This window comes from Acetobacter sp. AAB5 (assembly GCF_050106715.1).
Classification (GTDB): Bacteria; Pseudomonadota; Alphaproteobacteria; order Acetobacterales; family Acetobacteraceae; genus Acetobacter; species Acetobacter oryzifermentans.
Genome location: NZ_JBNIEW010000014.1, coordinates 1 through 25,877 on the forward strand (window position 1 = coordinate 1; position 25,877 = coordinate 25,877).

Below are 25,877 nucleotides of genomic sequence, written 5' to 3' on the forward strand. Positions count from 1 at the left end.
AGGGGTCAATGCCCAGCAGCGCCTGAAAGCCCTGCATCATCTCGACGTGCCCTGGCTTGTTGCCGATATCATGCAACGTGAAGGTCGGATTGTGCGTCAGGGCAATCAGCATGACGAAGTGGAGGTTTACGCATACGCCCAGCAGGGATCCGTGGACGCCACCAACTGGCAGCTCCTTGAACGGAAGATGCGATTTATCGGCCTTGCAATGTCGGGAGACCGGACAATCCGTCGTATTGAGGATGTGGGCGGTGAAGGCAACCAGTTTGCAATGGCCAAGGCGCTGGCATCAGGCGACATGCGTCTGATTCAAAAAGCCGGCCTGGAAGCCGATATCGCGCGTCTTGAGCGTTTGCAGGCCGCACATTTCGATGATCAGTTCAATGTGCGGCGCCAGATCCAGAGAGCTGAACGCGACATCAAGACAGCCCAGGCACGCATTCCGAAAATTGAGGCGGCACTTACACAGCGTATCACCACGAAAGGCGAGGCGTTTACGCTTCACCGTGACACCAAGGTGGTTGAAAGCCGTGAAAAAGCTGGGGCATGGATACTGTCGCAGGCGCGGCTCGCTGAACGGGAAGGCCGGACCGGGCAGTGGAGCATGGGTCGTATCGCCGGATTTGAAGTGATGTGCGAAGCTCATGAACAGCAGTTCAGAACGTCGGACAAGAGAAAACCAGAAGTAGTCTCCTCCATCTATCTGGATACACCTGCAGGAGAAATCGAGGTCGAGACCGATCGTGAGACCAAGCCTCTGGGACTGATTTCACGGATTGAGCACGCAGCCTTACGTCTGGACAGCGATCTGGCTGAAGCACGTCGCAGTCTGGATGAGGCACAGCGCCGACTGCCAGCTTATCGCGCACGGGAAGGACTTCCTTTTGCGGAAGCCGACGATCTCACGGCGAAATGTGCCGAGCTATCCGCATTGGATGCTGAGCTGGAAGCGGAAGGCAAGGAAAAGGAAGCTACGTTGAAATCGGCGACAGCAAATGATGATACTGCTTCTGCTGTTGCAGAGAAAATTGAGCAGGTGGCCTAAGAAAATAAGAAGAGCACAAAGCCGAAAAGGGAAGGGCGGGCCACAGGCCGCCCACACGCCGCAAGGGTTCGCCCCGTTCCGGGGCCTCGCTGACGCTCGCCCTTGCCCCGTGTAGGCGTCTGTGACCGTGCCGAAGGTATGAGGTCAGAAAATGACACCTCATGACCCTGAAAGTGAGGAGAGTATCATGACGGAACTTCGCCGCGTCGATCCCAGAACACTCGTACCAAACCCGAATAATCCCCGTAAGACCCAGCCAGATCCTCGTGCGGAACATCAGCTTGCGCTGAATATCAAGACAGTGGGCCTGATTCATGCGCCCTGTGTGCGAGAACTTGAGGACGGTCGGTTGATGATTGTCGCTGGTCACAGGCGTGTGCGGGCCTGTATTGCGGCGAAATTGACTGAAATTGACGTGCATGTCCGTTCTGGTGATGAAAAAAGCGATACGATGGCCGCTGTCGCCGAGAACGTCGTGCGTGCCGATATGACGGAATCCGAACAATGGCGTGGTGTGCTGGATATGCGCGCGAAGGGCGCTACGGATACAGAAATCTGTCGGGCTTTTATGGTAACACCAGCCTATCTTCGTGGCCTGATGCTGTTGTCCCAAATTCATCCGCCCATTATTGCGGCCATCGATAGTGGGATTGGGCCTTCCTATACTGACCGGAACGCAATTGCGCGCACTCCGCTGGAGCGCCAACGCGATGTATGGGCCGAGATCTGGGCGGAAAGTGCTGACGAAGGAGCAGATCCGGCCGACTATGAGATGAGTAGGGAAGACGCCACACATTTCGACTGGTCGGAATTTGTAAGATATCTTGATCAGGTCGAGTTATATGCTCGCAACTACGAGTTTGACGACGAGACTGCAAAAGAAGCTGGTGTCGTCTGGGAAGAAGATCTCTTCGGGCAGGGTGGAGAAGATAATCGATACTGCACCCAATATGCCGCTATGTTTAAGGCGCAGCAGATCTGGGCCGAGAAAACTAAGCCTGAAGGAACCATTTACCTCCAGAGCAACGAATATGGGGAAGGACTTGCACCAGACGGATACCGGAAGGTGGGTTCCTGGGAAATGGAATGGGACGAAGATATCCCGGCGATCTGGGTTAACCCACGCACACTGCAGATTCAAAAAGGACGGGTACGCGAACTGGGAGAACAGTCCACCCGCAGGACAGAAAATGGCTCCCTTTCTTTACCGTCAGCCCAAAAATCCGAAAAACCTAAAGAGCGCCCCGATATTTCAGGCACAGGGCTTAAAATTATCGGGGATGTTCGGACACAGGCTTTGCGTCAGGCGTTGGATGCAGCACGAGAAAATGCAGATCCATGGGATCTGGTTGGTGCTTTCATACTGGCTTTGAGTGCCAATAACGTAAAAATCCACGGTGATGATACATATGAGCCTTATGGGAGTGTTACGGAGCGTGACCTGGCTGTCGCCCGCATTTTCCCAGAAGGTGTGTTGGTTCGTGACCCGGATCTTCTCAGAAACGCAGCATTGGGTGTGCTTAGCACGTTCATGAATTGCGGCCTCAGTCAGCATAGCGGTAGCGGTTTGCCCGCCCAGATCCTTGGGGTGTTGTTTGGTGCGGACGAGTATATGCCCACAATGGCCTTTGAAGAATTTCTTAAAAGTTACAGTAAACCGGGAATTACCAAAGCTGTTCAGGCTGAAGGTCTGGAAGAAAAACCCACTGGTAAAGCGATGCGTGAAGCACTTATGGCTCACGTTGGCGAAAAACGATGGGTGCCGGAACCTGCAACATTTACAGCGGGGCTCTCAGAATGGAAATCCAAGTTAGAGAACCAGGCTGCGCGGGTGGCAGCTCGGGCACGTTTGGCGGCGCAGATGGAGGAAGAAGAAGGTGATTCTGATTTTGATACTGACGTCACAACTGACAGTGAAGAGGATGAGAACTGTGAGGAGCGAGTGGATCTAGACGAAGGCCAGACTGATCAGGAGAGCCTGTCTGATGGTGATGAAAGTGCGCATAACGCTACTATTCCCGACGATCCACGCATCCCCAGCGAACTGACAGAGCTGGCCCGTGCGATGCCTGAACGTCTTGAAGTAATTATGGTCTGAGTCATAAGGCGATCCGTCCTTACGGGTCGCCTTATTTGTAATGTCCTTTGATCATTCGAAAGGACATTCACAAAGTTAAGAAAATAAAAGGAAATATTTGAAAGAGAAGGGCCATAGTCTGGAGGCTGAAGCAAACGGTGGGTTCTCTCCATGCTCGACCGCGGAGCGGTCTGCGCGTGGCTCCGATCCCGGTGCTTCGCACCGCGTTTGCCTCAGCCTCCAGACTATGACGGCCTCTCTGGTATCAGAAAGTGTAATCTTAAAAAGGATGCATTTTCTGGAAATAAACCCAGATAACGGAGAGTTTAATGTCCGATATATTAGAACCGACACACGCTCTTACATCCCAGGCCCTCGCCGGATTTACAGGAACAGTGAAGTATTACCGCTGGCATAGCGGGCTCATTCTGACTGATGGCGCACGTTATATCGCAGCAAATGGTGCCGCGTGGCTGATTGATATACTGGCAAGCGTTCAGCATTTGCCGACTATGCGCGAGGAAGATCGACAATTCTGGACCTTGAAGGTTGATCTCGAAAAACACACAGCCGTTATTATTTGCACCGATGGAGATAAGACAGGGGAGGGGGAGGTCGAACTCTATCGTCAGGACATTCCTTATACGGATTTCCCTCTACAGGAAGCCAAATTATTCGCTTTCAGTGAACCCGGCATAGGGCGAATTGTCCTGCTTCCCAGCGAATACTGAAAACGCTGACGCTCTCTACTGTAAGGCCGCCCTGAAGGGTGGCTTTTTTTATATCTGCCATCCAACTGCACCACAAAATACCGTGGTGATAGGGACGTTTTGAAATGTGCAAGACACTCGATGTGACACGACAGACATGTGGTCGATATATTGTGGAAACGTGCCTTCGGCCTGATGGAGCCGTTTTTTTACGCACCCCGGAAATATTCCCGGTCAATGCCCGCAACTGGCATGGTCCATATGAAAATATGAATGCTGCAATCACTGATTTTTTGGACCGGACGGCAATACCAAAGATCACACATAAGAAACTCTCCTCTCTGCGCGATCACGGCTATGCCGGGGATGTTGGTGGGAAGGAGATGATCCTTCATCTCGATCGCTGGACCGGTGCCACAACGCTCAGTGATTTCGAATTGATCGAGGAGAGCATCCAGACCTGATTTCCTTTCATCCGCATCTCTCAAAATTTGTCAGGAGAATGATCTCATGCTGAAACACACGATCGTTTCTGGAAACCACTGGCTGCGTCCTGCAAAGCCGACCCGATGGATCTGTACAGATGAACCGGTCACGTGCCGGCGGTGCCACATCGAGTGGCTGGATGGTGACCCGGCATTATCCATTGAGTGTCCTGGCTGTGGTGCGGAAGCTGGCTATCCTTGTCAGCGGCCCCAGGGAGGGAATGAACGTGTCTGTTTCCAGCGTGACCGTCAGGCTATTCGCAATGGTCTGCTGATACCGTGCGAGGGATTATCGTGGGATGGACGGCACGATAAGCGTCTGATGATCACGTCACATCCTCACCCTCATGCCATTCCAATTCTGAGTGGCGCACCAGTAAGCCGATTTACTGCGTAAGGGATCATCTCACGTGATTAAGGTGTGTCCAATATGGCCACACTTTCAGATTTTCCGTGATGAGGAAGAAGTCTTTCCTAACATGAAGGATGAAGCACGTCACGTCCTGTTTGAGATGTGAAGACGAAAATCAAATCAAAAACAAAGAAAGAGAAAAACAAGAACAACAAAGAATGTGCACCAGAGCGCCGCGGCGGGGGCAAGAGGTGGGTTCTCGCCATGCTCGACCGCAAGCGGTCTGTGCGTGGCTCCGATCCCGGTGCTGACGCACCGCTCTTGCCCCCGCCACGGCGCTCCGGTCGCGCGAAGGTATCCAAAAGGAAAAGGACACCGACGATGCGCGATATGAAACTCCCTCTCCCCACAACAGCACGCGATTATCTGGAACTCGCAGGTTTCCTGCTGGGGACAATTCTTCTGGGGCTGACACTTATGATCCTGATCTGCGGACCCGCATTCGTACTGCCCCACAGCCTGACCTTTGCCGGTTTGGGTTAACGCCTGAGAAGAGGAATGAGTCATGACCAAACATGAACGTGTTGATCTCTATCAGGATGTGACCAACCGCATCGTGGAGCAGTTAGAAAACGGAGTGGCCCCATGGGTGCAGCCCTGGTCTAATACTGCTTCAGGCCCGTCACTTCCACTCAACGTCACCACAGGTCGCCGATATAGCGGTATCAACGTGCTCCTGTTGTGGGGAACCGTGCAGATGTGCGGTTTTACCTCTCAGAGATGGCTGACGTTTAATCAGGCACGAAAAGTTGGTGGCAGTGTGAGGAAAGGTGAAAAGGGCACGACCGTTTTCTATGCGGACAGATTTGTGCCCGGTGGTCAGGAGGCTGACGAAGAGGCGAGGGCCATTCCCTTTCTGAAGCGCTTTACGGTTTTCAACATTGATCAGTGCGAACACCTGCCCCAAGACATGACAGGATCTGTCGCACCGTTACCGGAGCGCGAAATCGTCCCTCATGCAGAAGCTTTGCTGCAGGCCACAGGTGCGGATATTCGAATTGGTGGTGACAAGGCATTTTATGCGCCAGATCCAGACTACATTGGGCTTCCCCCACAGACTGCTTATTTTGAGCAGATCAACTGGTATCGCACGGCTTTCCACGAAACCGCGCACTGGAGTGGCCATAAAAGCCGTCTGGACCGTGACCTGTCTGGTCGGTTCGGTTCTCATAAGTACATGGCAGAAGAGATCGTGGCTGAGCTGACGGCGGCCTTCGTTCTTGCCGAGTTGAACATCACGCCGACAGTGCGACACGCTGATTACATTGGGAGTTGGATTGCCCTGTTGAAAGAAGACAAGCGGGCAGTTTTTGCAGCAGCGCGTCTCGCGTCACAGGCAGCGGAATACATTCTTGCTTTCCAGAGTAAGGCTCCCCGACTTCCCACAGAACTTTCACGGATGGCGGCCTGAATGGGGCGAGGGATGCGGGCACTCGTGTCCGTATTCTGGGCTAACCCGAATACGATGCCCCCTCCAACAAGTGAAACATTGCCGGACGGCAAGAGTTTATGGCTCTGCACCATACTGGACCGGAGTGTAGAGCGTGAGATCATCTCTCACTATGCACCGCGTATCCGCCCTGGTTCAGGGTGGTCACATGGTTGGTCTCCATTGCTCGACCCACCCAAACGCTGGAGTGGCACACGCAAAGCGGCAGCACGTCGTCGCAACCTGCGCCGACGGCTGGAAAAGGCAGTTCCACTCTTTGCCGATCAGTTCGAGGAGCAGGAACTCCAACGCAGGCCTGACTACTTCGATCCAGACAGCATTGAGCGCGAACAGTGCAATAAAAACTAAAGACCGATCGCTCAAAATACCTACGCGCGGGAAAACACGTATCATGATTAGACAGTATTACACGTCACCTTTTCAGGGTGGTGACAATCCGTTGCGCGTGGGAACCATAGCGCTTGGTGCAATCTATCACATGCCACTTGGCGATTATATCGGTCCTCGCGAGCCATGGATCGTCGAAGCATTTTTGAACGGCCAGTATCATGCTGCCCGTCGAGATCCTCTGACTGGGAAATGTCAGAGTGTGTTTGTTAGCGGCCGGTCTGACAGGGCTCAACTTCGTAACCTTGCTACAGGAAAACGCATGATATTGGCCACTCACTGGTTGGTCAGTAGCGCGCGGCAATTTGGTGATGAGAACTCTTATCCCAAGCTTCCCGATATCGGAAAATTCTACAGAATATCCGAGAGAAAAGGGAAAGAGATACGAAGTTAAAATAAAGAAAAAGAAGGAAGAAAGAAAAGACAACACACTGCCGCACATCTTTCCGGGTCTGTGCGGTGTGAAGCGGCCGTCGTCGTGGTCAAGCCCCAAGCCTTCGGTCGTGACGGCACCGTGAAGCCGCATGCGGCTTCCGCACCACTGCCGTCCCGAGGGCCTGACCCCGCCGCCTATGGCCGCTTCTTAAGGACCGCACCCGGAAAGATGATGCGGCAGCGGGCCGTCTCAAGATCCGGGCAGAACAGAAAGAAAATCTGTCATGCGCGGAACAGTCAATCGCGTCATCCTGGTGGGAAACCTCGGCAAGGATCCCTTGCGAGAAGATCTGGAAAACGGGGCAAGTCGGGTTTCATTCCCCTTGGCGACCTCAGAGAGCTGGTCAGATCAGTTTCAGGGCAAGCGGAAACAAATGCGAGAATGGCATCAGATTGTCTGTCTCGATCAACGTCTTGCTGATCTGACAATGCGCAAATGCCGAAAGGGCACTCAGGTTCTGGTTGAAGGACGCCTGCGCGCCACACTCGTGAGTGAAGGGCCGGCGCAGTGGGTGCGCACCGAGATCGTCATTGATGGATCTGGTTGCGACATCACAATTCTCGAACTGAGCAAACCGATCAGGCGGAAAGCCAGAAAACCACGGGCTCGCAAAAGCTGAAATCCTAAAATTCAAACGCAAAGGACAAACGTCATGACGACGCAGATGACACCCTTATCTTCCGTACGCCCGAATGCTCGTTCGTGCTGGCGCCAACTGTCGTCAGAAGCTTCCTTCTTGGATTATAGCATCGGCTGCCACGCCCTTCCGTCTCGTCTTGAAGCGGCTCTACGGCGTAAAGCGATGCGGGCACGGCGTAAAGCCTGGGAACATATGCTCGATAGCAGCCACCCGGGGCGTCGGTCATGAACACATCACAAATCGTCATTGGCCATAATTTTTCAAACTCGTCGCATCATGCTCTCGCAGGATGGATCTCCGAGAGAGGAGATCCGACATGCACCCAACTGCTTGCAGGCCGACTGCCAACAGTCAAACGCGCCTACAAAACACAGGGCTTGCGGAAAGAAAACATAGCTCTCTCGCCATCTGTTACGTCAATTCGGGGAGTGCGGGTCATGTCGGATAACCGAACCATCGACGCACAACGGGATGAGCTTGCAACACTACGTGAGCGCGTTCGGTGCGAACTTGTCCTAGAACGCGAAGGCTATCGTCTTGACAGAGAAGCCACAGCGCAACGGTCGGCCAAAAACCTGAAGTTCCGCCGTGGTGAGGGCGAAATCATCATTGTAAACCACGGTGGCAAAGGCTGGTGGGATCCGACAAATCCTGATCGTAGCGCGCGTGGTGATGTTATCAAACTGGTCCAACACCTCAAACCTGGCCTTAATCTTGGCCATGTGCGGCGCGAGTTACGCAACCTGATCGGTCTGGAGCCGAGCTACGAAGTCAGAGAACGGACCAAACCGACTTCGACTGACACGAACCAGAAACGTGATCCAGCATGGATGTGGGAACATCGTAATCCACCCCAGCAGGGATCAGCTGCATGGCGCTATCTTTCAGAAGAGAGAGGACTGCCTGATCGCATACTGGACGCTGCGGCTAAACAAAACCTGTTACGAGAAGGTCCCAACGGCACAGCCTGGTTTGCGCATCGTGACAATCAGGGAGCGTTGAGCGGCATGGAAATGCGTGGGCCTGAGTACCGTGGCTTTTCAACCGGGGGCATTGGCAAGCGGTTATTCCGGTTTGAGTCTGATCCCGGCGTGCCACCCTCACGTGTCGTCGTGGCCGAAGCAGCGATAGATGCTCTGTCTTTCGCCTCCATGGACCGTTTTTCACGCAACACGCTTTACTTGTCCACGGGTGGAGGCATGAGCCCGGAAAGTGTCGCTGAGCTGAAGCAGGTGCTGACGGATGTGGCCCAACGGCCAGAAGGCCGTCTGGTTATCGCGGTCGATAATGACCAGCAGGGTGATCACTATGCTGCAATGTTTTCAAAAATGGCACAGGAGGTCGGGTTGTGGAATGGCCGGGCCTCACCAAAAACACCCGGATCTGACTGGAATCAGGTTTTAAGGGCACGCGGCAACAAGGAAAGTTCAGCCCCGCGCCCTTTTGGCGAACTGGCGGGATCAGCGACAACCACCACACCACACCCTCAGGTCGCAGCAGGATGGGTCGATGATCTCAAATTACGTAAACGCCAGCAATCCCAGCCCGTCCCGCTGGCAGAGCAGGCTGCGCCATCTGTAAGGCGTTCTGGCTCACCCTCATTGGGAGGTCGATAACGTCATGTTCGACCAGAATTATCATGAACAGAAAAGCGAAATCCACGATCCGAAGTGGAGACGCGCAATACTGACAGTTTTTCACAACACTGAACGCGCAAGGAATGTGTGGGAAAAACGATGTTCCAATCCTGCTCAGACACCTTGCCAGTTTGTCAGCTGCACCGATGGAACACGTGATCTGATTGGCGTGGTGATCGGTGGAACGATGCCAGAGGCTGCAGACTCAAGGCTGTGGGACTTGGAGTGTGCATTCACCATGCTCACTGAAGATGCCGAAATCCTGATTGTTAAAGGCTGGTACGCCACAGCAGTCGAGCAGGTCGTTGAGGATATCACAGAAGGAATTGAAGCCATGAAATCAAACGAACAAACATATCGCGATGACGTTCTTGACCTTCTGGTTATCAAGGCGGGTCTTGCGCAGCAGCTTGATCAGTCACCAGCGGCAAAAGCGTTCTGGGATATCCATCTTGATCGCCTTGGGGCAGCAAAATGGCCTGAGGGGCCTTTGCCACAATGTCTTGTGCGTTTTGATGAGCGAACCGGTGCCAAACTCGCTCTCGTTATCAGTGGCGTCTGGGTCGAGCGTTTGGGAGACTGGGATCTGAATGAGCCATTTCTTGTGCTCTCAACGGATGGAGAAATCCAGCGCTGTGAGGGGCGCGTTGTGGAACAGGTCAGTGTGTTATGAGCGCCTCGCTGAGCATCCCGCCGCGTCTTGCTCCTGTGCTGGACGACCTCACTCCAGCGCAGCGTGCTGCAGCTTTGGCGCTAGGCCGCGTTCTGGTGCTTGCTGGTGCTGGCACAGGGAAGACCAAGACCCTGACGGCTGGTGTCGCCACGCGGATCGAACTGTATGGTATGGAGCCATCACGTATTCTCTGCGTGACGTTTACCAACAAGGCGGCCCGCGAAATGCGGGAACGGATTACACGGGCTTGCGGAGAGGGGATGGCACCTTCATGGCTCGGCACATTCCACGCGCTGTGCGCGCGCCAGTTGCGGGCAGAACCCGATATTGCTTATCTGCGAGCGGGATTTGATATTCGTGACGCTGATGACACGCTTGCCATTGTTCGTCGCCTGATTAAGGCGACCCCCGTTGAGCAGTTGCCCCGCCCAGAAGAGGGAGAACCTGGAGATGCGCGTCAGATCGCCAAGATGGCCGAACGGATTTCTCGTTTGAAGGAAGATCTGGTGACACCAGATATGGCGGGGCATCATGTTGAAGCCATGATAGCGCGAGCACACGCTCAAAAACGTTTTGTGGACGATGTAGGCTGGCGTTTTGTCGTTGGGTTATATGGCCGCTATCAGAGTTTGCTGCGCGAACAGAACGCTGCGGATTTTGGCGATCTGCTGATGTGGCCTACCTTGGCCATGCTCAAAAATGAGACCTATCGCTATCGGTGGTCTCGTCGTTTTACATCTGTCATGGCCGACGAATTTCAGGATGTAAACCGCGCCCAGTTTCTCTGGCTCAAAATGATCTCTGAGGTGTCAGGAGAACTGTTTGCTGTGGGGGACGATTCACAGAGCATCTATTCCTGGCGTGGAGCAAAAGTTGGTTTCATACGAGGGTTTTCCCAGGAGTTTCCCGAAGCCAAGACATTCAAACTTGAAGAGAACTTTCGCTCGACCGCTCATATTCTTGACGCATCCAATGCAATTATTGCTCAGGATCCTTCACGTATTCCAAAGACCTTGTATACACGAAAAGGTGCAGGCAAGCCCATCGAAGTGTTGCAGTTTTCCTATATCAGCGAGGAGGCTGACGCTATTGCCGCCGAAATTGGCAGGCGGGCCGCCGCAGGATGCCCGTGGCATGATATCGCCGTGATCTATCGTCAGAACCGTCTCAGCCGCTCGATAGAGGAAGCACTGATACAGGCGCGGGTGCCTTATGAAATTGTTGGCGATGTCGGGTTTTATCAACGTGTTGCCGTCAAGGATGCCCTTGCTCTGGTCTCTCTTGCCGCACGACCGGATGACCGACAATCCGATGAAGCCTTTCGCCGGGTAGCAAATAAACCATCCCGCGGTCTTGGAGCAAAGGGGCTGGGAGCTATTGAACTCACTGCGCGCGAGCAGGACATATCCTTACTCTGCGCTGTCCGTGAGACACGTCTCTCCCAGAAAGCGGCGACCGCCCTTACAGAGTTTGAGCACGTGGTGAGGGAGGTTGGGGCACAGGAGAACCTGAGCGTCGGGGATCGGATGCGCCTCTTACTTGAAGATACTGGCTATTTCGACATGCTTCGTGCTGATGACAGTGATGAAGCTGCGACACAGATGGAGAACCTTGCTGAGCTGGCCGATGTAGCTGACCGTTATCGCAAGGTTGACCATCTGATGGAACACGCTGCCCTGGCCTCAGGCGCACCTGGAGAAAAAGGGAAGGAGCGTGTGCAGCTGCTGACGATGCATCGTGCAAAGGGGCTTGAGTTTCGACATGTGTTTCTTCCTGCGTGGGAAGATAGTCTATTCCCAGGAAGTAATGCACGGAATCTGGATGAAGAGCGCCGACTGGCCTATGTGGCCCTGACACGAGCCATGGAACAGGCAACCATCACCTGCTGCGATTATCGACAGGGAACATCGTCCATCCCGTCCCGGTTTTTGGATGATATCCCCTCCAATAACCGGATACGACACTGGAACTGGCAGGACGGTCGTGGATCACTGTCCAGTAATCGGCCGACATGGGAACAGACTCAACGTGAACTGAATGCGTTGGGGATCTGATCATGGATATTCTTACCAATAAGCAAGCGCGATTGCCCGCCCAGTTGCCCGCTCGGCGCTGGGCCCATTATTGCTGCGTTTGCAAGGCGGGAGCGGTATTCGGTGCGAACACGCATCCAGGCGAGATAATGTGGTACTGCGCAAAACATCGGTCTCTGATGCGCCCTGTGCCACCAGGCCCCATGCCGCGAACATCGGGAAGAAGCTGATGGGCGCTGGACGTTGGAAGGGGGTAATGTTGGCGCTTACCCTGATGGTATTCGGTTTTCATGAAACACGGGCCTACGGAAAGGAAGGCTGCCCAGACCTGTTCTATAAAGGACAAATGCCAGTTCTGGGCGGCGAGTTCGGTCACGGGACAGTCCTGTGCAACACGGCGTATGCCGCTATGGACTCTTCGCTTTCAAAAGGCCCGATCTGGTCGGCAGAGTATATTGTTGAAGAAAATCTTGAAGTTGCGGCCCGTACCAAGCGAGGAGGCTATTTCTATCCGGACGCCCGGCTTCCCGCAGGCTACCGTGGAGAGTTGGCCGACTGGAAGCATAGTGGCTGGGATCGAGGACATTTGTCTCCGTCGGGTGATTTCGCTGGCCTCACGGCTCAACAGGAATCCTATGCATTGTCTAATGTTGTCCCACAGGCTCCGGGTTTGAACCGCGGAGCATGGGAGGGAATTGAGGCCGCTGTTCGGGGGCTCGCGAATGCTGAGGGAGAACTCTATGTCGTGACAGGAGTGCTGTTTTCTCATCACAGAGTCAGTGTCGGCCCTGATAGAGTCATGATCCCATTGCAGATGGTGCCGCCGTGTATGTCTGTGCAAACACAAATCAGCCTGATTGTAAGATCGTTTCTTTAGAAGTTTTGTCACGTTGGGCCGGTATCGATGTATTTCCATCTCTGTCGGTCTCTATCAAACAACACATCATGCCGATGCCCGCCATAGAAGAAAGCCCATATGCAGCAAGCGTTCGAACTGAGCAGTCCAGAGCGAATGGATTTAACTGGAATGATCGACGGGTCAAAGAAGTATTGCGTTTGCTGCAGAAAGCACTCGGTCGATAGGTTGTAAATATTTGTTATTCCCAGATAAAACGACATAAAATTTCTAATTTCTAATTTCTAATTTCTAATTTCTAATTGATATTAAAGTATTGTCTCAGGAAATACAGAGGGCGTGACAATGGAAAAAACACTTATCGCACAGGCTATTAGTCATGAAGAATCACAGCGCCGTAGGCGAGTTGTCGAAGAAGCGCGGTCAGCTAATTTCCGGCAGGGCTATCGTCACGATGCCGTTCTGGAAGAAGCTAATGAGCGCTTTATTCTTGGTTTGATTTCGCTTGATGATTTAAAAAAAGAAATGCGGCAGGCTGTTCTGAATAACCGTTGTGCGTTCCAGCATGTCAGAGCATGATTTGGAGCACGGTTACACTTACCCCAATGTGTCAGACGACCCGGATCAGCGCGATGTATTAAGGAACAGGCTGGGTATTCGCAGTCATACGATACTGAGCCAAGGCGAGTATCGTACTACCAGTGATCGATGGATAGAAACTCAGCTTGCTATGCGAACTGCAGGACTCGAACCTGCATCAACCCGCAGTGACACTTTTCTAACCCTTTGAAACAGCAAAAAGAATGCGACGTAATGTCTTCAAGTTGGTAGTTCTTCTCTTAACATCGGTTAAACATTCTGGAAACATTAATGTTTGAACTATGTGCAGAAATGGCGCATTTCAACCTGACATTAGTTCTTCAAACGTTAAATCTGGATTTTCTTCAAATGAATTTGGAGGAAGTGAGCTGAAGTCTACAAAATACTCAATGTTATCAATTTCTATTTGATAGGGGTGAAAAACTTCTACAGATGGTTTTTGTCCGGAATTACGTTCTTGTATGTGGGTGACATAGGAGGGAGATGTCGCGGATTAAAGCAGCGGACAATGGCATCTAATGCCATTGTATTATTCGGGTCATTCATTGGTTGACCAAACCATGCTTCGAAAACCTCTCTTCTTGTCATTTGGACCGATTGTTCAACAATTGTTTGTATAGCCAGTTTTGTCAGTCGTGTTGCATTGGTAGGAGTAACATCATTTTCTAAACGGGCAAATGAATCGTGCCTTCTGACTCGAAAGCGGCCAACTATTTGAGGCATGTTTTCATAGTTTTCTAAGTCTAATGGCCGAAGTGTGATTTTATTAATTTCTCTCAGTAATTGCAAATAAACTTTTAATAAGGTGTGCCGCCCAGTTTTCCTTAAAGAGCATAAATCTGTAATGTCTGATGGAAGTTGGAAGGAATTAAAATCACCTCTAAGTATATTCCGAGGGCCAATGATTCCTTTTTCAAGAATGCAAATAAAATCAGGGCGGCAGGTTATATCTTCTATATTTTCATCAAGTTTTCTAACTTGTTCAGAAATGGCTTCAAGGCTTCTATCAGTCTTATAAGCGACTACTGCGGTGACTGGATGCGGGTAACTTATGCCTGATTGAAATCCATTTCCTCCAATAGTAAAAGGTTTTCTAATAACTATTTTATGAAAAGATTCTATATTTTGATATGCTTCTTGCAATTGAGTGCTGTTTAAAGTTGATTTTATACTGATGCCTCCGTAGATACTTTCAATTGGAAATACAGAATGAGAAGGAGATGATACAATTTTAGGACAATAAAACGGATCATGAATAATTAAATCTATTTGACCACTAGTAAAATTTTCAGAGTTGATGACTTCTCCTCTGCCAATTGCATATCGGCTTGGCAGTTGCTTACTAAGAAAGTCACTGAATGCATCTTCACGTAAAGTGCCTTTTCCGCCTTGGTGATGGATCTCTCCGCTTTGAACGAATTCGGCCATAAGCTTGTCACTGGCTGCTTTGAATATTTTTCTGACGTCCACTTTATATATCCCTTTATTTTATCAAGTGATTTTTTATTTAACTCTCAAGAAGTTTTTCCTGAATCAGCCCAGATTGGAGCAAACTGCTCTGCCTGACGTAGAATATGTTTGACTGCTTCCGCTTCCATATCGGGCGGGTAGCCATAGTGGCGAAGCAGGCGTTTGACGGAAGCCCGCATTTTTGCGCGGGCCTGAGCCATCACTGTCCAGTCCACTGTGGCATTTTCCCGAATGGTCTTCACCAGTGCTGTGGCGATAACCCGCAGGCTGGGGTCGCCCATGGCGTCCTTGGCACTCTGGTTCTGGGCCAGTGCGTCATAGAAGGCGATTTCTTCCTGTGTCAGACCCAGTTCCTCGCCCCGGTCGCGGGCAGAGGCCATGTCACGGGCCATGCGGATGAGTTCATCCAGTATCTGGGCGGATGTCAGGGCGTTGGCATGGTAGCGGGCAATGGCCTGTTCCAGCCTTTGTGAGAAAGCTTCGGCTTCCGTGATGTTGGAGCGCGTTCGGCTGCGGATTTGGCCTTCCAGCAGCTTCTTGAGCGCCTCAATGGCAAGGTTGCGCTGGGGCATTTCCCGCACCTCTTGCAAGAAGGCGTCCGAGAGGATGGAAATATCAGGCTTTCCAATGCCTGCTGCTTCCATAATGTCGATGATATCGGTTGAAATGACAGCCTTGCTGACCAGTTGCCTGATGGCCAGTTCGCGTTCCTGCGCACTGCGCCCATCGCTGCCATTGCTCACACTCTTGACCAGAGCCGCCCTGACGGCCTCGAAAAACCCGATTTCATCGCGTAGTCTGGCGGCTTCATCACTGGCAGAAGCCAGCGCAAAGGCAACCGAGAGCGCCTTGACGGCATCTGGATAGCGCTTCTGGGCCGCCTTGCGCTCTTCATCATTTTTGGCAGATGCCATGGCGCGTTGCTGTTGGCCCAGAATATGGTCAAGCGCTCCCGCCATGATGGACAGCTTGGCCTTGGGTGTTGCGTCATCCTGCAAGGCCGGGCGATAGTCAAAGCCGCCTGCCTGATCGGGGTTGAACATGGCCCGCACGACTTCGTAGCGTTCCTGTAAGGCGCGGATGGCCTCGCCTTCGTCGATGCCGACCTGTTCGCGGTCTCCGGCGGAGTATTCGCCCAGAGCCGCCTTCAGGTTCTGGGCGAGACCGATATAGTCCACCACCAGACCGCCGGGTTTACCCTTGAACACGCGGTTGACGCGGGCAATGGCCTGCATCAGCCCGTGCCCACGCATAGGCTTATCCACATACATGGTGTGCATGGAGGGCACGTCAAAACCCGTCAGCCACATGTCGCGCACAATAACCAGCCGGAGCGGGTCATTATTGTCCTTCATGCGCTTTGCCAGTAGTTCACGTCGGGCTTTGGACTTCTTGCCAATATGGGGCTGGAACCCGGCAGGGTCGGATGAACTGCCGGTCATCACCACCTTGATGGCTCCTTCATTGTCATCATCACTGTGCCATGCGGGGCGTAAGCGGATGATCTCGTTATACAGGGCCACACAGATAGCCCGGCTCATGCCCACGATCATGCCTTTGCCTTCAAGGGCAGTCAGGCGATTTTCAAAATGGGTCACAAGGTCTTCGGCAATCCGGCGCAGACGGGGTTCCGAGCCGACCAGTGCTTCCACGCGAGAGTATTTCTGGCTGAGCTTGTGTTCTTCGTTCTCGGAAAGCCCTTCGACAATATCGGCCAGTTCGTCGTCCAACTCCTCCTTGAGGTCTTCATCCAGTTCGATACGCACAAGGCGGCTTTCGTAATAGATGGGCACGGTCGCGCCATCCTCGACAGCCTGCGCGATGTCGTAAATGTCGATGTACTCGCCGAAGATGCCGCGTGTGTTCACATCGGCATTTTCAATGGGTGTGCCGGTAAAGCCGATAAAGGACGCATTGGGCAGGGCATCGCGCAAATATTTGGCAAACCCATAAGTCATTTTGCCGGTCTTGGGGTTGAATTTGGCTTCCAGGCCATACTGGCTGCGGTGCGCCTCATCTGCCATGACCACGACATTACGTCGGTCGGTCAGCATCGGCAGGCTGGTTTCCCCGTCTTCAGGCTGGAACTTCTGCAAGGTGGTAAAGATGACACCGCCCGAGGTCCGCCGGAGGAGTTTCTGCAAGTCCTCCCGGCTGTCCGCCTGTTCCGGTGTCTGACGCAACAAAGCCTGTGCGCCGGAAAAGGTGGCGAAGAGTTGGTCGTCCAGATCATTGCGGTCTGTCAGGACAATGATGGTGGGGTTTTCCATCTCGGGGTGGCGGGCAATCACACCAGCATAGAAGGTCATGAGCAGGCTCTTGCCAGACCCCTGCGTGTGCCAGACCACCCCGACTTTACGGTCTCCATCCGAGGCAGAGGCCCGCACCGTTTGCGCTACGGCCTTCCGGCAGGCATGAAACTGGTGATAGCCCGCGAGAATCTTGATCGGGCTACCGCTCTTCTCGCCAAACAGCACAAAGTCACGGATCAGGCCCAGAAACCAGCGTGGGGTGAACACGCCCCGCAGAACGGTTTCCATTTCCTCATGGTTTTTGGCGATCAGGTCTTCGCCGTTGATCGTGCGCCATGGCATGAAGCGGTCACGGTCGGCGGTGAGCGAGCCAATCCGGGCTTCTCTGCCATCCGAAATCATCAATGCTTCATTGAAGCGGAACAGGGAGGGAATAAGGCTGCGGTAGGTCTGGAATTGGTTCCAAGCTGAATCCAGCGTAGCATTCTCGGAGCTGGGGCTTTTGAGTTCTACCACCCCAAGCGGCATACCGTTGACGAACAGAACAAGGTCTGGCCTGCGGTTGGCCTCGTCCTTTTCAATGACGAACTGGCGCACGACCAGAAAGTCATTGTTTTCCGGGTTTTCAAAATCCAGCAGGCGCACCCGATCGCCAGACTGGGTGCCATCCTCGCGCACCACATCCACCGGCACGCCATTGACCAGATAGTCATGCAGGCGACGGTTTTCGTCCACATGGTCGGGTGTGTCTTCGCGGATCAGAGCCAGCAGGGCTTCATCGCGTGAGGCTTGGGGAAGATGTGGATTTAGCCTGTCTATGGCTGCCCGCAGGCGTTTTTCCAGAATGACGTCCGATAACGAGGCGCGTTCGGGCTTTTTGCCACCGGGGGCAATATCTGGCCCCCAGACAATGGCGTAGCCACATTCGCGCAGAATGTCGCAGGCCCAGTCTTCGATCTCGTTTTCGGACAGAAAGCTCATGCCGCGTCTTCCACCATCTTTTCAGCGTCCCGGATGCTGATCTCGCCGGACATGAGCTTAGGGAGGAGCAGGTCTCGGAGTTGGGCGAGGGTGCGAGATTCTGCTTCACTTGCAATAATCTTATCAAAGATTCCCTGACTTTGGGTGTTAAACGCTTTTAGCAGGTCGAGTGATGCCTTTATGATAGGTAGAGGACGAAAATTCTTTTTGCTGATCTCTTGGAATGTAGAGCCATTAGCATTTTGCAAAATCAGTTCCATACTTTCCTTCAACCAAAGTAAGATGAACGGAGCGGATAAGCTTTGCGTGCATTTTATTCCGATAAAGCCCTGATTTATGGCAAGCGGGACTGTTGTGATTGCTGTATAGCCAACTGGTGCTCGTGACGAAAGAACCACAGAGCCAGAAGGTAAAAGCCCTGAAGAAATTTGCGTTAGGCCTTCCTCTGTGATTTTGCGGGAGGTATCGGAAAGAACGGGAGAATTAAGACCAGACAAGTCCTTAGGTGTGGCCCAGTAATGGTCACCATTCCAGAAAATTGGATTGCTGGTGCTCGGAGTTGATCCACCGACAATATCAGTTTCATCACCGATGGATGAAATATGCCACCCCTCGGGCTTCCCCTCCTCATCCAGCATAGCGGGAAATAGCTCCCACAGTTCTGGGGAGAGGTAAGGGGCTTCTCCGGCCATTTTTGCCCGTGTCGGGCCAAAATCGACAAACCAGTCCCGAAACAACGCTCGCGCCATGGCTTCCAGCGTTTCGTTTGTTCGACGATTGAGGTCTATTTTCTGTTCAAATTTTATATAGATATCGCCGATAGACTTCTGAATATTTTTGTCGGGTAGAGGAATTAGAAGTTTAGAGAAATCGCCTTTCTTGAAATGTGGAATCATCGTTCCAACATGCATACGTTCAATAGCATCTTGAATAAAAGGAGATCTCAGGGCTGCGAACAAATAGTTCGGTTCAATTTTCTGTTTATCAGGACGAATGGCAACCATATCCTGAGCAATACAAAAATCTACTGGATCAGGTGTTAAAGCACATCGTCCTGGAGAACCTTTTAGAACAAAAATTATGTCATTAGGTTGGGGGTGTGCTCGAAACCAACTATCGTATGTATTCTTATCGACATAACGAACATTTTCTTTGGTCGGGTATAATGTCTGATTAGAGATGCAGTTTGTTGCAATTAAAGGTATACCGGTTTCTGCTGTGGGGCAGGTTTTTCCTCTATTATCAACAACGAATGACAAAAGTTCATTAAATGGTACATTTACAATTTTCATTACTGAACACCTCTATTTTTTATTATAAAAGAGTGTTTTTGAATACTTTTTCTAAATATTATCTCTGTTAGAGTCCAATCTAAAACATCCACTTTCCATGGCAGTTCTGACTCTGAGAAGGCTTCCTCCAGCTGTGCCCGCGTTTCCAAAGACAAAGGCTCATCACCCATAATTGCCAGATCAAGATCAGAAAATGGTTTGGCCTTGCCTGTCACACGCGAGCCAAAAGCCTGGACTTCACGGTCAGGCACAATCTCATTAAGTATCCGCAGCACAATGGCCCGCTCTTCGGGTGTTATGTCGATCTGCCCTGTCACGCCGTGCGCTCTTTCAGCGTGGCCAGCAGAAACTCGGCTTCCGCAATAAAGTCCGGAATGGTGGCCACGACCTGTTTGGCTGTGGTCTCGTTGTAAGTATGGCTGGTCAGGTTACGCATTTTGCGGAACACGCTCCACTGGGGCCATGCGCTTTTGAGCAATCCGGCCTCGTTGGCAGAGCGGATCATGTCCGGAAAACCCATGCGGTCATATTCCTCGGGGGAGGCTGAATTGGCTTCCAGAAAGCGTTTCAGGGTCTTATGGCTGAGTTCATAGGTAAACTCGAAACGCTGGATTAGGCCGTCCCGCAACTGTTCGTCGGCGGGTTGGGCAAGGTGGCGTGTCCAGCCTTCCTTAAGCCGGTCGAGAGCGCGTTCCAGTGGGGTAAGATACAGCATCACGCGCTTTCCTTCTGCACGATCAGCTTCAGGGAGGCGGTAATTTTTGCGTTCAGTTCTTCACCCTGCGCAAACTGTTCTTTCAGGGTCTTCTCAAGGGCTGCGAAGCGTTCGGTAAACGGTACGCTATCTTCCTCGGCTTCTTCTGCTCCCACGTAGCGGCCCGGTGTCAGCACAAAGCCGTGCTGTTCCACTTCATCCAGCGTGGCGGATTTGCAGAAACCCGGACTATCCTCATAGGTGCCAGCGTCCTTTTCTCCACGCCATGCGTGGTAGGTGTCGGCAATGCGAGCCACGTCTGCGTCTGTCAGTTCCCGGCGCGTGCGGTCAACCATCGTACCCAGCTTGCGGGCGTCAATAAACAGAATTTCTCCGCGCCGGTCTCGCCAGCCTTTTTGCTTCTTGGTGCGGGTGAGGAACCACAGGCAGGCTGGAATCTGGGTGGAATAGAAAAGCTGACCGGGCAGGGCCACCATGCAATCCACCACATCGGCTTCCACCATCCGGCGGCGGATTTCGCCCTCGCTGTTCTGGTTGGAGGACATGGAGCCATTAGCCAGCACCACGCCAGCGGTGCCGTCGGGGGCCAGATGCCACAGGATATGCTGAAGCCACGCATAGTTGGCATTGCCCGCAGGTGGCTTGCCATACTGCCAGCGCGGGTCTTCCTCTAGGGACGCATTCCACCAGTCCGATATGTTAAAGGGCGGGTTGGCCAGAATATAGTCAAAGCGCAGGTCTTTCAGTTCGTCACGCAGAAAGCTGCCTTCATTGTTCCAGCGGATATCCGCGCCAATGCCCCGCACGGCAAGGTTCATGCGGGCCAGACGCCATGTGGTGTGGTTGCTCTCCTGCCCGTAAATGGCAATGTCACCCAGCTTGCCACCATGGGTTTCCACAAAGCGTTCGGACTGCACGAACATGCCGCCAGAGCCACAGCACGGGTCATACACCCGGCCCTTATAGGGTTCGAGCATGGAGACCAGCGTGCGCACCACGCTGGAAGGCGTGTAGAACTCGCCTCCGCGCTTGCCCTCGGCTCCAGCAAACCCGCCAAGGAAGTATTCATACACCCGGCCCAGCACGTCCCGTGCCTTATCGTCCGTATCGCCCATGCCGATGTCGGAGATCAGATCGATCAGTTCCCCCAGCATCACGCTATCAAGGGCAGGCCGTCCGTAATCCTTGGGAAGAACCCCCTTGAGCTGTTCCGGGTTGGCTTTTTCAATGGCCAGCATGGCCTCGTCAATGAGTTTGCCAATGCCGGAGGAACGGGCCTTGTCTCTCAGGTGAGACCAGCGGGCGGTCTCGGGCACCCAGAAGATGTTTTCTGCCAGATATTCGTCCGGGTCTTCCGCTGCTGCCGGATCATCCAGTATCAGTTCTGCATGGCGGGCTTCAAACGCGGTGGAGATATAGCGCAGGAAGATCAGGCCAAGGGCCACATGCTTGTAATCTGAGGGTTCAAGGTTCTTGCGCAGCTTGTCAGCCGCCAGAAACATCTGCTGTTCAAAGCCCAGTGTTGCACTCGCAGCCTTGGCTTTGCTCGCCTTGGTGGTTTTCTTGGGAGCAGGGGCAGCATCAGGGTTCTTGCGAGGGCGACCGCGTGGCATGAAAGAAAGCCTTGTTTCTCAGAAAATTCAGATAATCCAGTTTGACGGAAACTGGCCATCTGGTCGAGAGGCAATGGCGGGATAGAGGTCTGTCTGGCACCGTGTGCAGGTGGTGAACCGGGATTTTATGGCGATGGTCCCATGGCCGGTTTGGGTTGGGCAATGCTCATGGTGTTCCTCAAGCCTTTTGGAGCAGCCAGTTTTGAGCGCAGGCGGGTGATTTCCTGTCTCGCCCTTTCTTTTTCAGCTTGGTGGGCCTTGTCCCATTGTCTGATACGGTCTGTTCTCGCCTGCACCAGTCTGTCAAAACGATGCTGGAGCCATGGTTCGAGTTTTTCCGGATCAGCCATGGCGGAAAATTCGGCATCATACTGTTTCCTGAATTCTTCAAGGACAGGTCTATCCTGTTCTGTCAGGATAGACCGGACAGGTTCTGGCGGTGTTGAGCGCAACCCGACAATATGCAGCAACGCCTGTACAACAAACCGCAGGACTTCCAGAAATTTGAGCAAAAGCTGCTGGCAGACTTTTTCCAGTTTCCCGGCTCGTCCGGTCATGCGTTGCCAGCGGCTTTCGTCAGCTTGTTTCCACTCTTTTTTGGCACGATGGTAACGCGCAAAGCTGCTCCGCAGTTGCTTCTGGTAGGGTGTGAGGGCTTTGCGCCATTTCGTGAGCATTTCTTCCCTCTTCAGCGGTGCCCAGTCCTCTTCTGGCGCTCTCTGGTCAAGGATAGCCTGCTGGTCCAGAATAGCCTGCCTGATCCGGTGGCAGATACGGGCTTCTTCATCGCTGAGAATCAGCGGATACAATGGTTTCGGCGGGGTATGTGGCACGACGGCTGGCCTGTCCACATCCTCCATCTGCCTGCGCCTGAGTGCGTCAATCGCTTTATTCCTGCGTGGTAGGCGGATACGTTTTGGACTCCTGTTGGGGGCAGGTGAGGCGTCGGGGGCGGAGAATATTCCAGTCTGGTCATTCTCTGACGTTATGCGGATGGGAACACGGGTGCTTCTGATATCCAGTTTCGACTTTTCGTTTGGCTGCGTGTGTTCTTCTGTCAGAAGTTTCCGAAATTCTGCCATGCGTACTTTTGTCAGGCGGGTAAAACTACCAACCAGAACACCATCGCTGGATTCGATGATATGAGCACCCGGTCGGGTCTCCTTGCGATCTCCTTCGCGCATGGTCAGACCATGTTCTGTCAGTGCTGCACGGAAAGGCTTTAACCCGTCAGACCGGTTCCAGAGAGAGGCAACAAGCTGTTTGAGTTTTGGCAGGTCAAGTCCCTGTCTTTCCGCTGTGCGGTGGGCCTGCGAGGTATAGGCAGCACGTGGCTTGTCTGCTGGTTGTGCTGGTACAAGGGCCGCGATCAATTCTGCTTCATGGACTTTGCCGTCCTGACGTAAAGCTTTAGCAATCGAGCGGTCATGGCGTCCGGCGACAAGAGCATGACCCAATCTGATTTCTTCCAGCCGTGCAAGTTTTTCTAATCGTATCCAGCTAAAGCGACTGTCTAAAATATGGTCCTGCTGCCATTCAGGGAGGAGAAGGTGCCCATGAGTGCTGCCGTCCTTTTGATGGATGACCAGTGTTATGTGCTCAGGGTCTGCATGGAATTCGAGACATATCCGTCTGGCAAACTCTGCCAGTTGGACGTCTGTCATGGGTTCATCGGGATTGAACGCGATGTGACGCAGACCATAAGTCAGTTTTTCGCGTCTGGCTTCCCGCATGGCATCGTGAAGCAACCAATCTGACCCGGCCATGATCCTTATGGTTTCATTTTTTGGGCCATGGAGAACATGTCGGGCAATGGCATCGGCACCGCTTTTTGTCCTGATCCGGCTCTCCTGAATAATCATGGCTCATGACCCGGATAGTTTTCAATGAAGCGTCCTGGCAGACCGGACGCACCTGCGCCGGGGGGGGCGGCTTCGTGATTGTGCCAGAAGCCCATCAATTTGATGCAGCCTGTCCTCAAGTTCGGTGAGTGTTTCCCCGCAGTGGATATGGTCACCACAATGAGCAGAGTGGGCCAGTTGATTCAGATTGTTGCCAATACGTGAGAGGGCATGACGCAGGCTGTAAAGTTCTGCGCTGACCTGCTGGCCATTGTCACCAGCCAGTTCAGAGGTCGTCAGGAGAGCCCTGATCCAATGAGCGGTGGTGGCGTGGCCGAGGTGGCGGGCAACGCTATTCCAGCGGTTCAGTTCGGCGGGGCTGGCTCTCACAGAGAGACGAGAAGTGCGGACAATCGGCATAACAAGGTTCTCCTTAAAGGGGGTCAACGGGGGAAGTATTCCCCCTTGCCAGATGCTGAATGGGTAGCCATTCAGCACTGCTGGCTCCTCTTAACTCCTCTTAAAGATAACCTATTGAGATACCCGATTTCCGAACTTTCTTTTCATGCAAACGAGATCGCCATTATGAGCTTGTCAGAAGGGCATGATGCACTCTGCTGGGCAGTGAAGGGCTTCAATGACTTGTTTCAAATTGGCGACCTCAATCCCGCTCGTGTAGTTCATCGTGCCCTGTGATTTGTGGGATGCTTCATGCCCTAAAACAGTATCAATCCATAATTCTCTAATGTGCGCTTCTTGGTTCCTGAGTTTCGTACTGACGGTATGGCGGAAGGAATGGAACGTCACATCTTCCGGGATGCCAATGCGCTTTTTGTGCTTCGAAAAAGCTCGAGCAAAATTGTCTCCACGCTCACCTGTCGATGAAACCGTGAGGTCAGGGAACAGGTAGTGCTCCCCGGTATCTCTGAGCAGGTCGAGTCCATCCATGGTGAGCAGGTGCGAGTGAATGGGGATGATCCGTGTGCCTGCGGACGTCTTTGGTGACCAGTCATCTTCCAGGTGAGGACGAACATGAAAGCACGGAATGCCTTCGATAACTTCTATGTCCTGACGTCTCAGATTGCAGATTTCGCCCAACCGCATTCCCGTGAACATGCCAACGCTGATGATCCCCGCCCATGTGGTTCGGGAAACCGATGTGCCATTCCATGGTGTGTGAGCAAGCAGTGTCAGTTCATCATCTGTCCAGCCTCGCCGTACGATCTTTTTTGTGATGTTGAAGTCCCAACCAGCCCACGGATTCCGGTCTGCCATTTCTCGTTGCACAAGATGCATCCATAGAGCGGACAGACGGGAGAAATGGTTTTTCACCGTCTTCCCGCTGACTGTTTCCTGCCCTCGCTCGTGGGCCTGAGCAACGGCTTCACGGATGGGAAGGCCGGTTCTTCCTTTGCCATGAGTGGCAGGAAGATCAGAGAGCAGGTCGAAAAATTCACCTGCAACCGTGCCCGTGATCTGCTTCACCGGCATGTCGCCAAAGGCTTCAATAAAGAGGTCCACGGTTTTGCGTGTGGCTTTCTTGGTGTCCTCGCTCTTGTCCTTGTCAGTAAAGACAAATTTTTCAGCCATCGTGGAAAGAGGCGGAGAGGTCGGCTTGCGGGTTTTGGGCTGTTCATCCTCAACCGGGCTTCCTGCGGCTGCCTCAGTCAAACCAGCAGGGCGATGTTTGCCCAGATCGACAATCAGGGTGGAGAGGCTTTTGATCTGCTCGCGCAGCATATCCTTTTCTTTTTTGCTCACGGCGCTGTCTGTAAAGACTTTCTGCATCATGCTTTGAAGCCGTGCTTCCAGTGCCTTGAGTGACTCTGTGGCAAAAGAGATGAAAGCGCCTTCCTTCTGCACCTGATCCATCAGGGTCATGGCGTGATCGGCTTGCAGGGCGCGTTTTTCAGCCCGGAAGGCATCATCGGCAAGGGTGAGGAGTTCTTCCTGTTCCGCTATAATTTTGCCCTGTTCGATTAGCAGGGCAATCAGGTCCTCGCGTGACAGGTCAGTCTCCATCGTCTTTGCCTTCTCAAAAAGTGCGCCGGTTCGGGCGTAAAGGGCTGCTGCCCGTTCACGGGCCACCAGCTTACTCTGAGTCTGCCAAGAGAGAGAAATTTCGGTTCGGCCCAGTCGGGCCTGAACGGCAACGGGCACGGCCCGGCGGAAGTGGTAGTGAGACCCGATAAGGCGGAGCATCTGCGTTTCCCAGTCTGGGAAGACAAACGGGAAAATCCCGCAGACCCGCCAAATTCTCATTTTACTGTTA

Annotated in this window: 21 protein-coding genes and 1 pseudogene; 13 read left to right on the forward strand and 9 right to left on the reverse strand. The window is 52.9% G+C overall.

The genetic code is table 11. The features are described from left to right. The 13 genes and pseudogenes from ACP7IZ_RS11760 to ACP7IZ_RS11820 all read left to right on the forward strand — a co-directional run. Positions 1-1,045, forward strand: a pseudogene (locus ACP7IZ_RS11760) (lactate dehydrogenase); the annotation flags it as partial. A gap of 187 nt (positions 1,046-1,232) precedes the next feature. Beyond that, positions 1,233-3,143, forward strand: coding sequence for a ParB N-terminal domain-containing protein (locus tag ACP7IZ_RS11765; RefSeq protein WP_128106321.1), 1,911 nt, complete (start codon positions 1,233-1,235; stop codon positions 3,141-3,143). Between the two features lie 308 nt (positions 3,144-3,451). Further along, entirely contained in the window at positions 3,452-3,853 is a 402-nt protein-coding gene (locus ACP7IZ_RS11770; RefSeq protein ID WP_237955799.1) for a DUF6876 family protein, read from the forward strand. Between the two features lie 122 nt (positions 3,854-3,975). After that, the gene (locus tag ACP7IZ_RS11775) at positions 3,976-4,296 is read left to right on the forward strand and encodes a hypothetical protein (RefSeq protein WP_426849362.1); all 321 of its coding nucleotides are present in this window, start codon (positions 3,976-3,978) and stop codon (positions 4,294-4,296) included. Between the two features lie 535 nt (positions 4,297-4,831). Continuing rightward, entirely contained in the window at positions 4,832-5,212 is a 381-nt protein-coding gene (locus tag ACP7IZ_RS11780) for a hypothetical protein (RefSeq protein WP_426849364.1), read from the forward strand. A gap of 22 nt (positions 5,213-5,234) precedes the next feature. After that, positions 5,235-6,140, forward strand: coding sequence for an ArdC family protein (locus ACP7IZ_RS11785; RefSeq protein ID WP_426849365.1), 906 nt, complete (start codon positions 5,235-5,237; stop codon positions 6,138-6,140). A gap of 24 nt (positions 6,141-6,164) precedes the next feature. Beyond that, positions 6,165-6,527: a hypothetical protein gene (locus tag ACP7IZ_RS11790; RefSeq protein WP_426849367.1), complete on the forward strand. Its 363-nt coding sequence runs from the start codon at positions 6,165-6,167 to the stop codon at positions 6,525-6,527. Between the two features lie 698 nt (positions 6,528-7,225). Then, positions 7,226-7,621 carry a single-stranded DNA-binding protein gene (gene ssb / locus ACP7IZ_RS11795; protein WP_237934478.1) on the forward strand — a complete coding sequence of 132 codons (396 nt, stop codon included), beginning with the start codon at positions 7,226-7,228 and terminating at the stop codon, positions 7,619-7,621. Between the two features lie 458 nt (positions 7,622-8,079). Continuing rightward, positions 8,080-9,258 carry a DUF3991 and TOPRIM domain-containing protein gene (locus ACP7IZ_RS11800; RefSeq protein WP_167506909.1) on the forward strand — a complete coding sequence of 393 codons (1,179 nt, stop codon included), beginning with the start codon at positions 8,080-8,082 and terminating at the stop codon, positions 9,256-9,258. A gap of 4 nt (positions 9,259-9,262) precedes the next feature. After that, on the forward strand, positions 9,263-9,952 hold the full coding sequence (locus tag ACP7IZ_RS11805) for a hypothetical protein (protein ID WP_426849370.1): 690 nt from the start codon (positions 9,263-9,265) through the stop codon (positions 9,950-9,952). Further along, entirely contained in the window at positions 9,949-12,006 is a 2,058-nt protein-coding gene (locus ACP7IZ_RS11810) for an ATP-dependent helicase (protein ID WP_128106319.1), read from the forward strand. The genes ACP7IZ_RS11805 and ACP7IZ_RS11810 overlap by 4 nt, the downstream gene beginning before the upstream one ends. Before the next feature lie 235 nt (positions 12,007-12,241). After that, entirely contained in the window at positions 12,242-12,862 is a 621-nt protein-coding gene (locus ACP7IZ_RS11815) for a DNA/RNA non-specific endonuclease (protein ID WP_426849372.1), read from the forward strand. Between the two features lie 324 nt (positions 12,863-13,186). Beyond that, complete coding sequence (locus ACP7IZ_RS11820; RefSeq protein ID WP_116100406.1) at positions 13,187-13,420, forward strand: hypothetical protein; 234 nt, start codon at positions 13,187-13,189, stop codon at positions 13,418-13,420. A gap of 447 nt (positions 13,421-13,867) precedes the next feature. Here the strand turns inward: ACP7IZ_RS11820 and ACP7IZ_RS11825 are convergent, their stop codons facing one another. The 9 genes from ACP7IZ_RS11825 to ACP7IZ_RS11865 all read right to left on the reverse strand — a co-directional run bounded on the left by ACP7IZ_RS11825 (position 13,868) and on the right by ACP7IZ_RS11865 (position 25,807). Continuing rightward, positions 13,868-14,911, reverse strand: a complete 1,044-nt coding sequence (locus tag ACP7IZ_RS11825; protein WP_426849374.1) for a DUF6602 domain-containing protein — start codon at positions 14,909-14,911, stop codon at positions 13,868-13,870. A 44-nt stretch (positions 14,912-14,955) separates the two neighbouring features. Further along, a complete protein-coding gene (locus ACP7IZ_RS11830) occupies positions 14,956-18,144 on the reverse strand; it encodes a type I restriction endonuclease subunit R (protein WP_426849376.1) in 3,189 nt (1,062 codons plus the stop codon). Then, complete coding sequence (locus ACP7IZ_RS11835) at positions 18,141-19,436, reverse strand: restriction endonuclease subunit S (protein ID WP_426849377.1); 1,296 nt, start codon at positions 19,434-19,436, stop codon at positions 18,141-18,143. Before ACP7IZ_RS11835 ends, ACP7IZ_RS11830 begins: the two co-directional genes overlap by 4 nt. Beyond that, positions 19,436-19,753, reverse strand: a complete 318-nt coding sequence (locus ACP7IZ_RS11840) for a nucleotidyltransferase family protein (protein WP_426849379.1) — start codon at positions 19,751-19,753, stop codon at positions 19,436-19,438. Before ACP7IZ_RS11840 ends, ACP7IZ_RS11835 begins: the two co-directional genes overlap by 1 nt. Beyond that, positions 19,750-20,151, reverse strand: a complete 402-nt coding sequence (locus tag ACP7IZ_RS11845; RefSeq protein WP_426849380.1) for a nucleotidyltransferase substrate binding protein — start codon at positions 20,149-20,151, stop codon at positions 19,750-19,752. The genes ACP7IZ_RS11840 and ACP7IZ_RS11845 overlap by 4 nt, the downstream gene beginning before the upstream one ends. Further along, positions 20,151-21,764, reverse strand: coding sequence for a type I restriction-modification system subunit M (locus tag ACP7IZ_RS11850; protein WP_426849382.1), 1,614 nt, complete (start codon positions 21,762-21,764; stop codon positions 20,151-20,153). The genes ACP7IZ_RS11845 and ACP7IZ_RS11850 overlap by 1 nt, the downstream gene beginning before the upstream one ends. Positions 21,765-21,889: 125 nt before the next feature. Next, complete coding sequence (locus ACP7IZ_RS11855; RefSeq protein WP_426849384.1) at positions 21,890-23,530, reverse strand: hypothetical protein; 1,641 nt, start codon at positions 23,528-23,530, stop codon at positions 21,890-21,892. A 117-nt stretch (positions 23,531-23,647) separates the two neighbouring features. Further along, on the reverse strand, positions 23,648-24,052 hold the full coding sequence (mobC, locus tag ACP7IZ_RS11860; RefSeq protein WP_426849386.1) for a plasmid mobilization relaxosome protein MobC: 405 nt from the start codon (positions 24,050-24,052) through the stop codon (positions 23,648-23,650). A 147-nt stretch (positions 24,053-24,199) separates the two neighbouring features. Continuing rightward, positions 24,200-25,807 carry a tyrosine-type recombinase/integrase gene (locus ACP7IZ_RS11865; protein ID WP_128106400.1) on the reverse strand — a complete coding sequence of 536 codons (1,608 nt, stop codon included), beginning with the start codon at positions 25,805-25,807 and terminating at the stop codon, positions 24,200-24,202. Between the last annotated feature and the right edge of the window lie 70 nt (positions 25,808-25,877).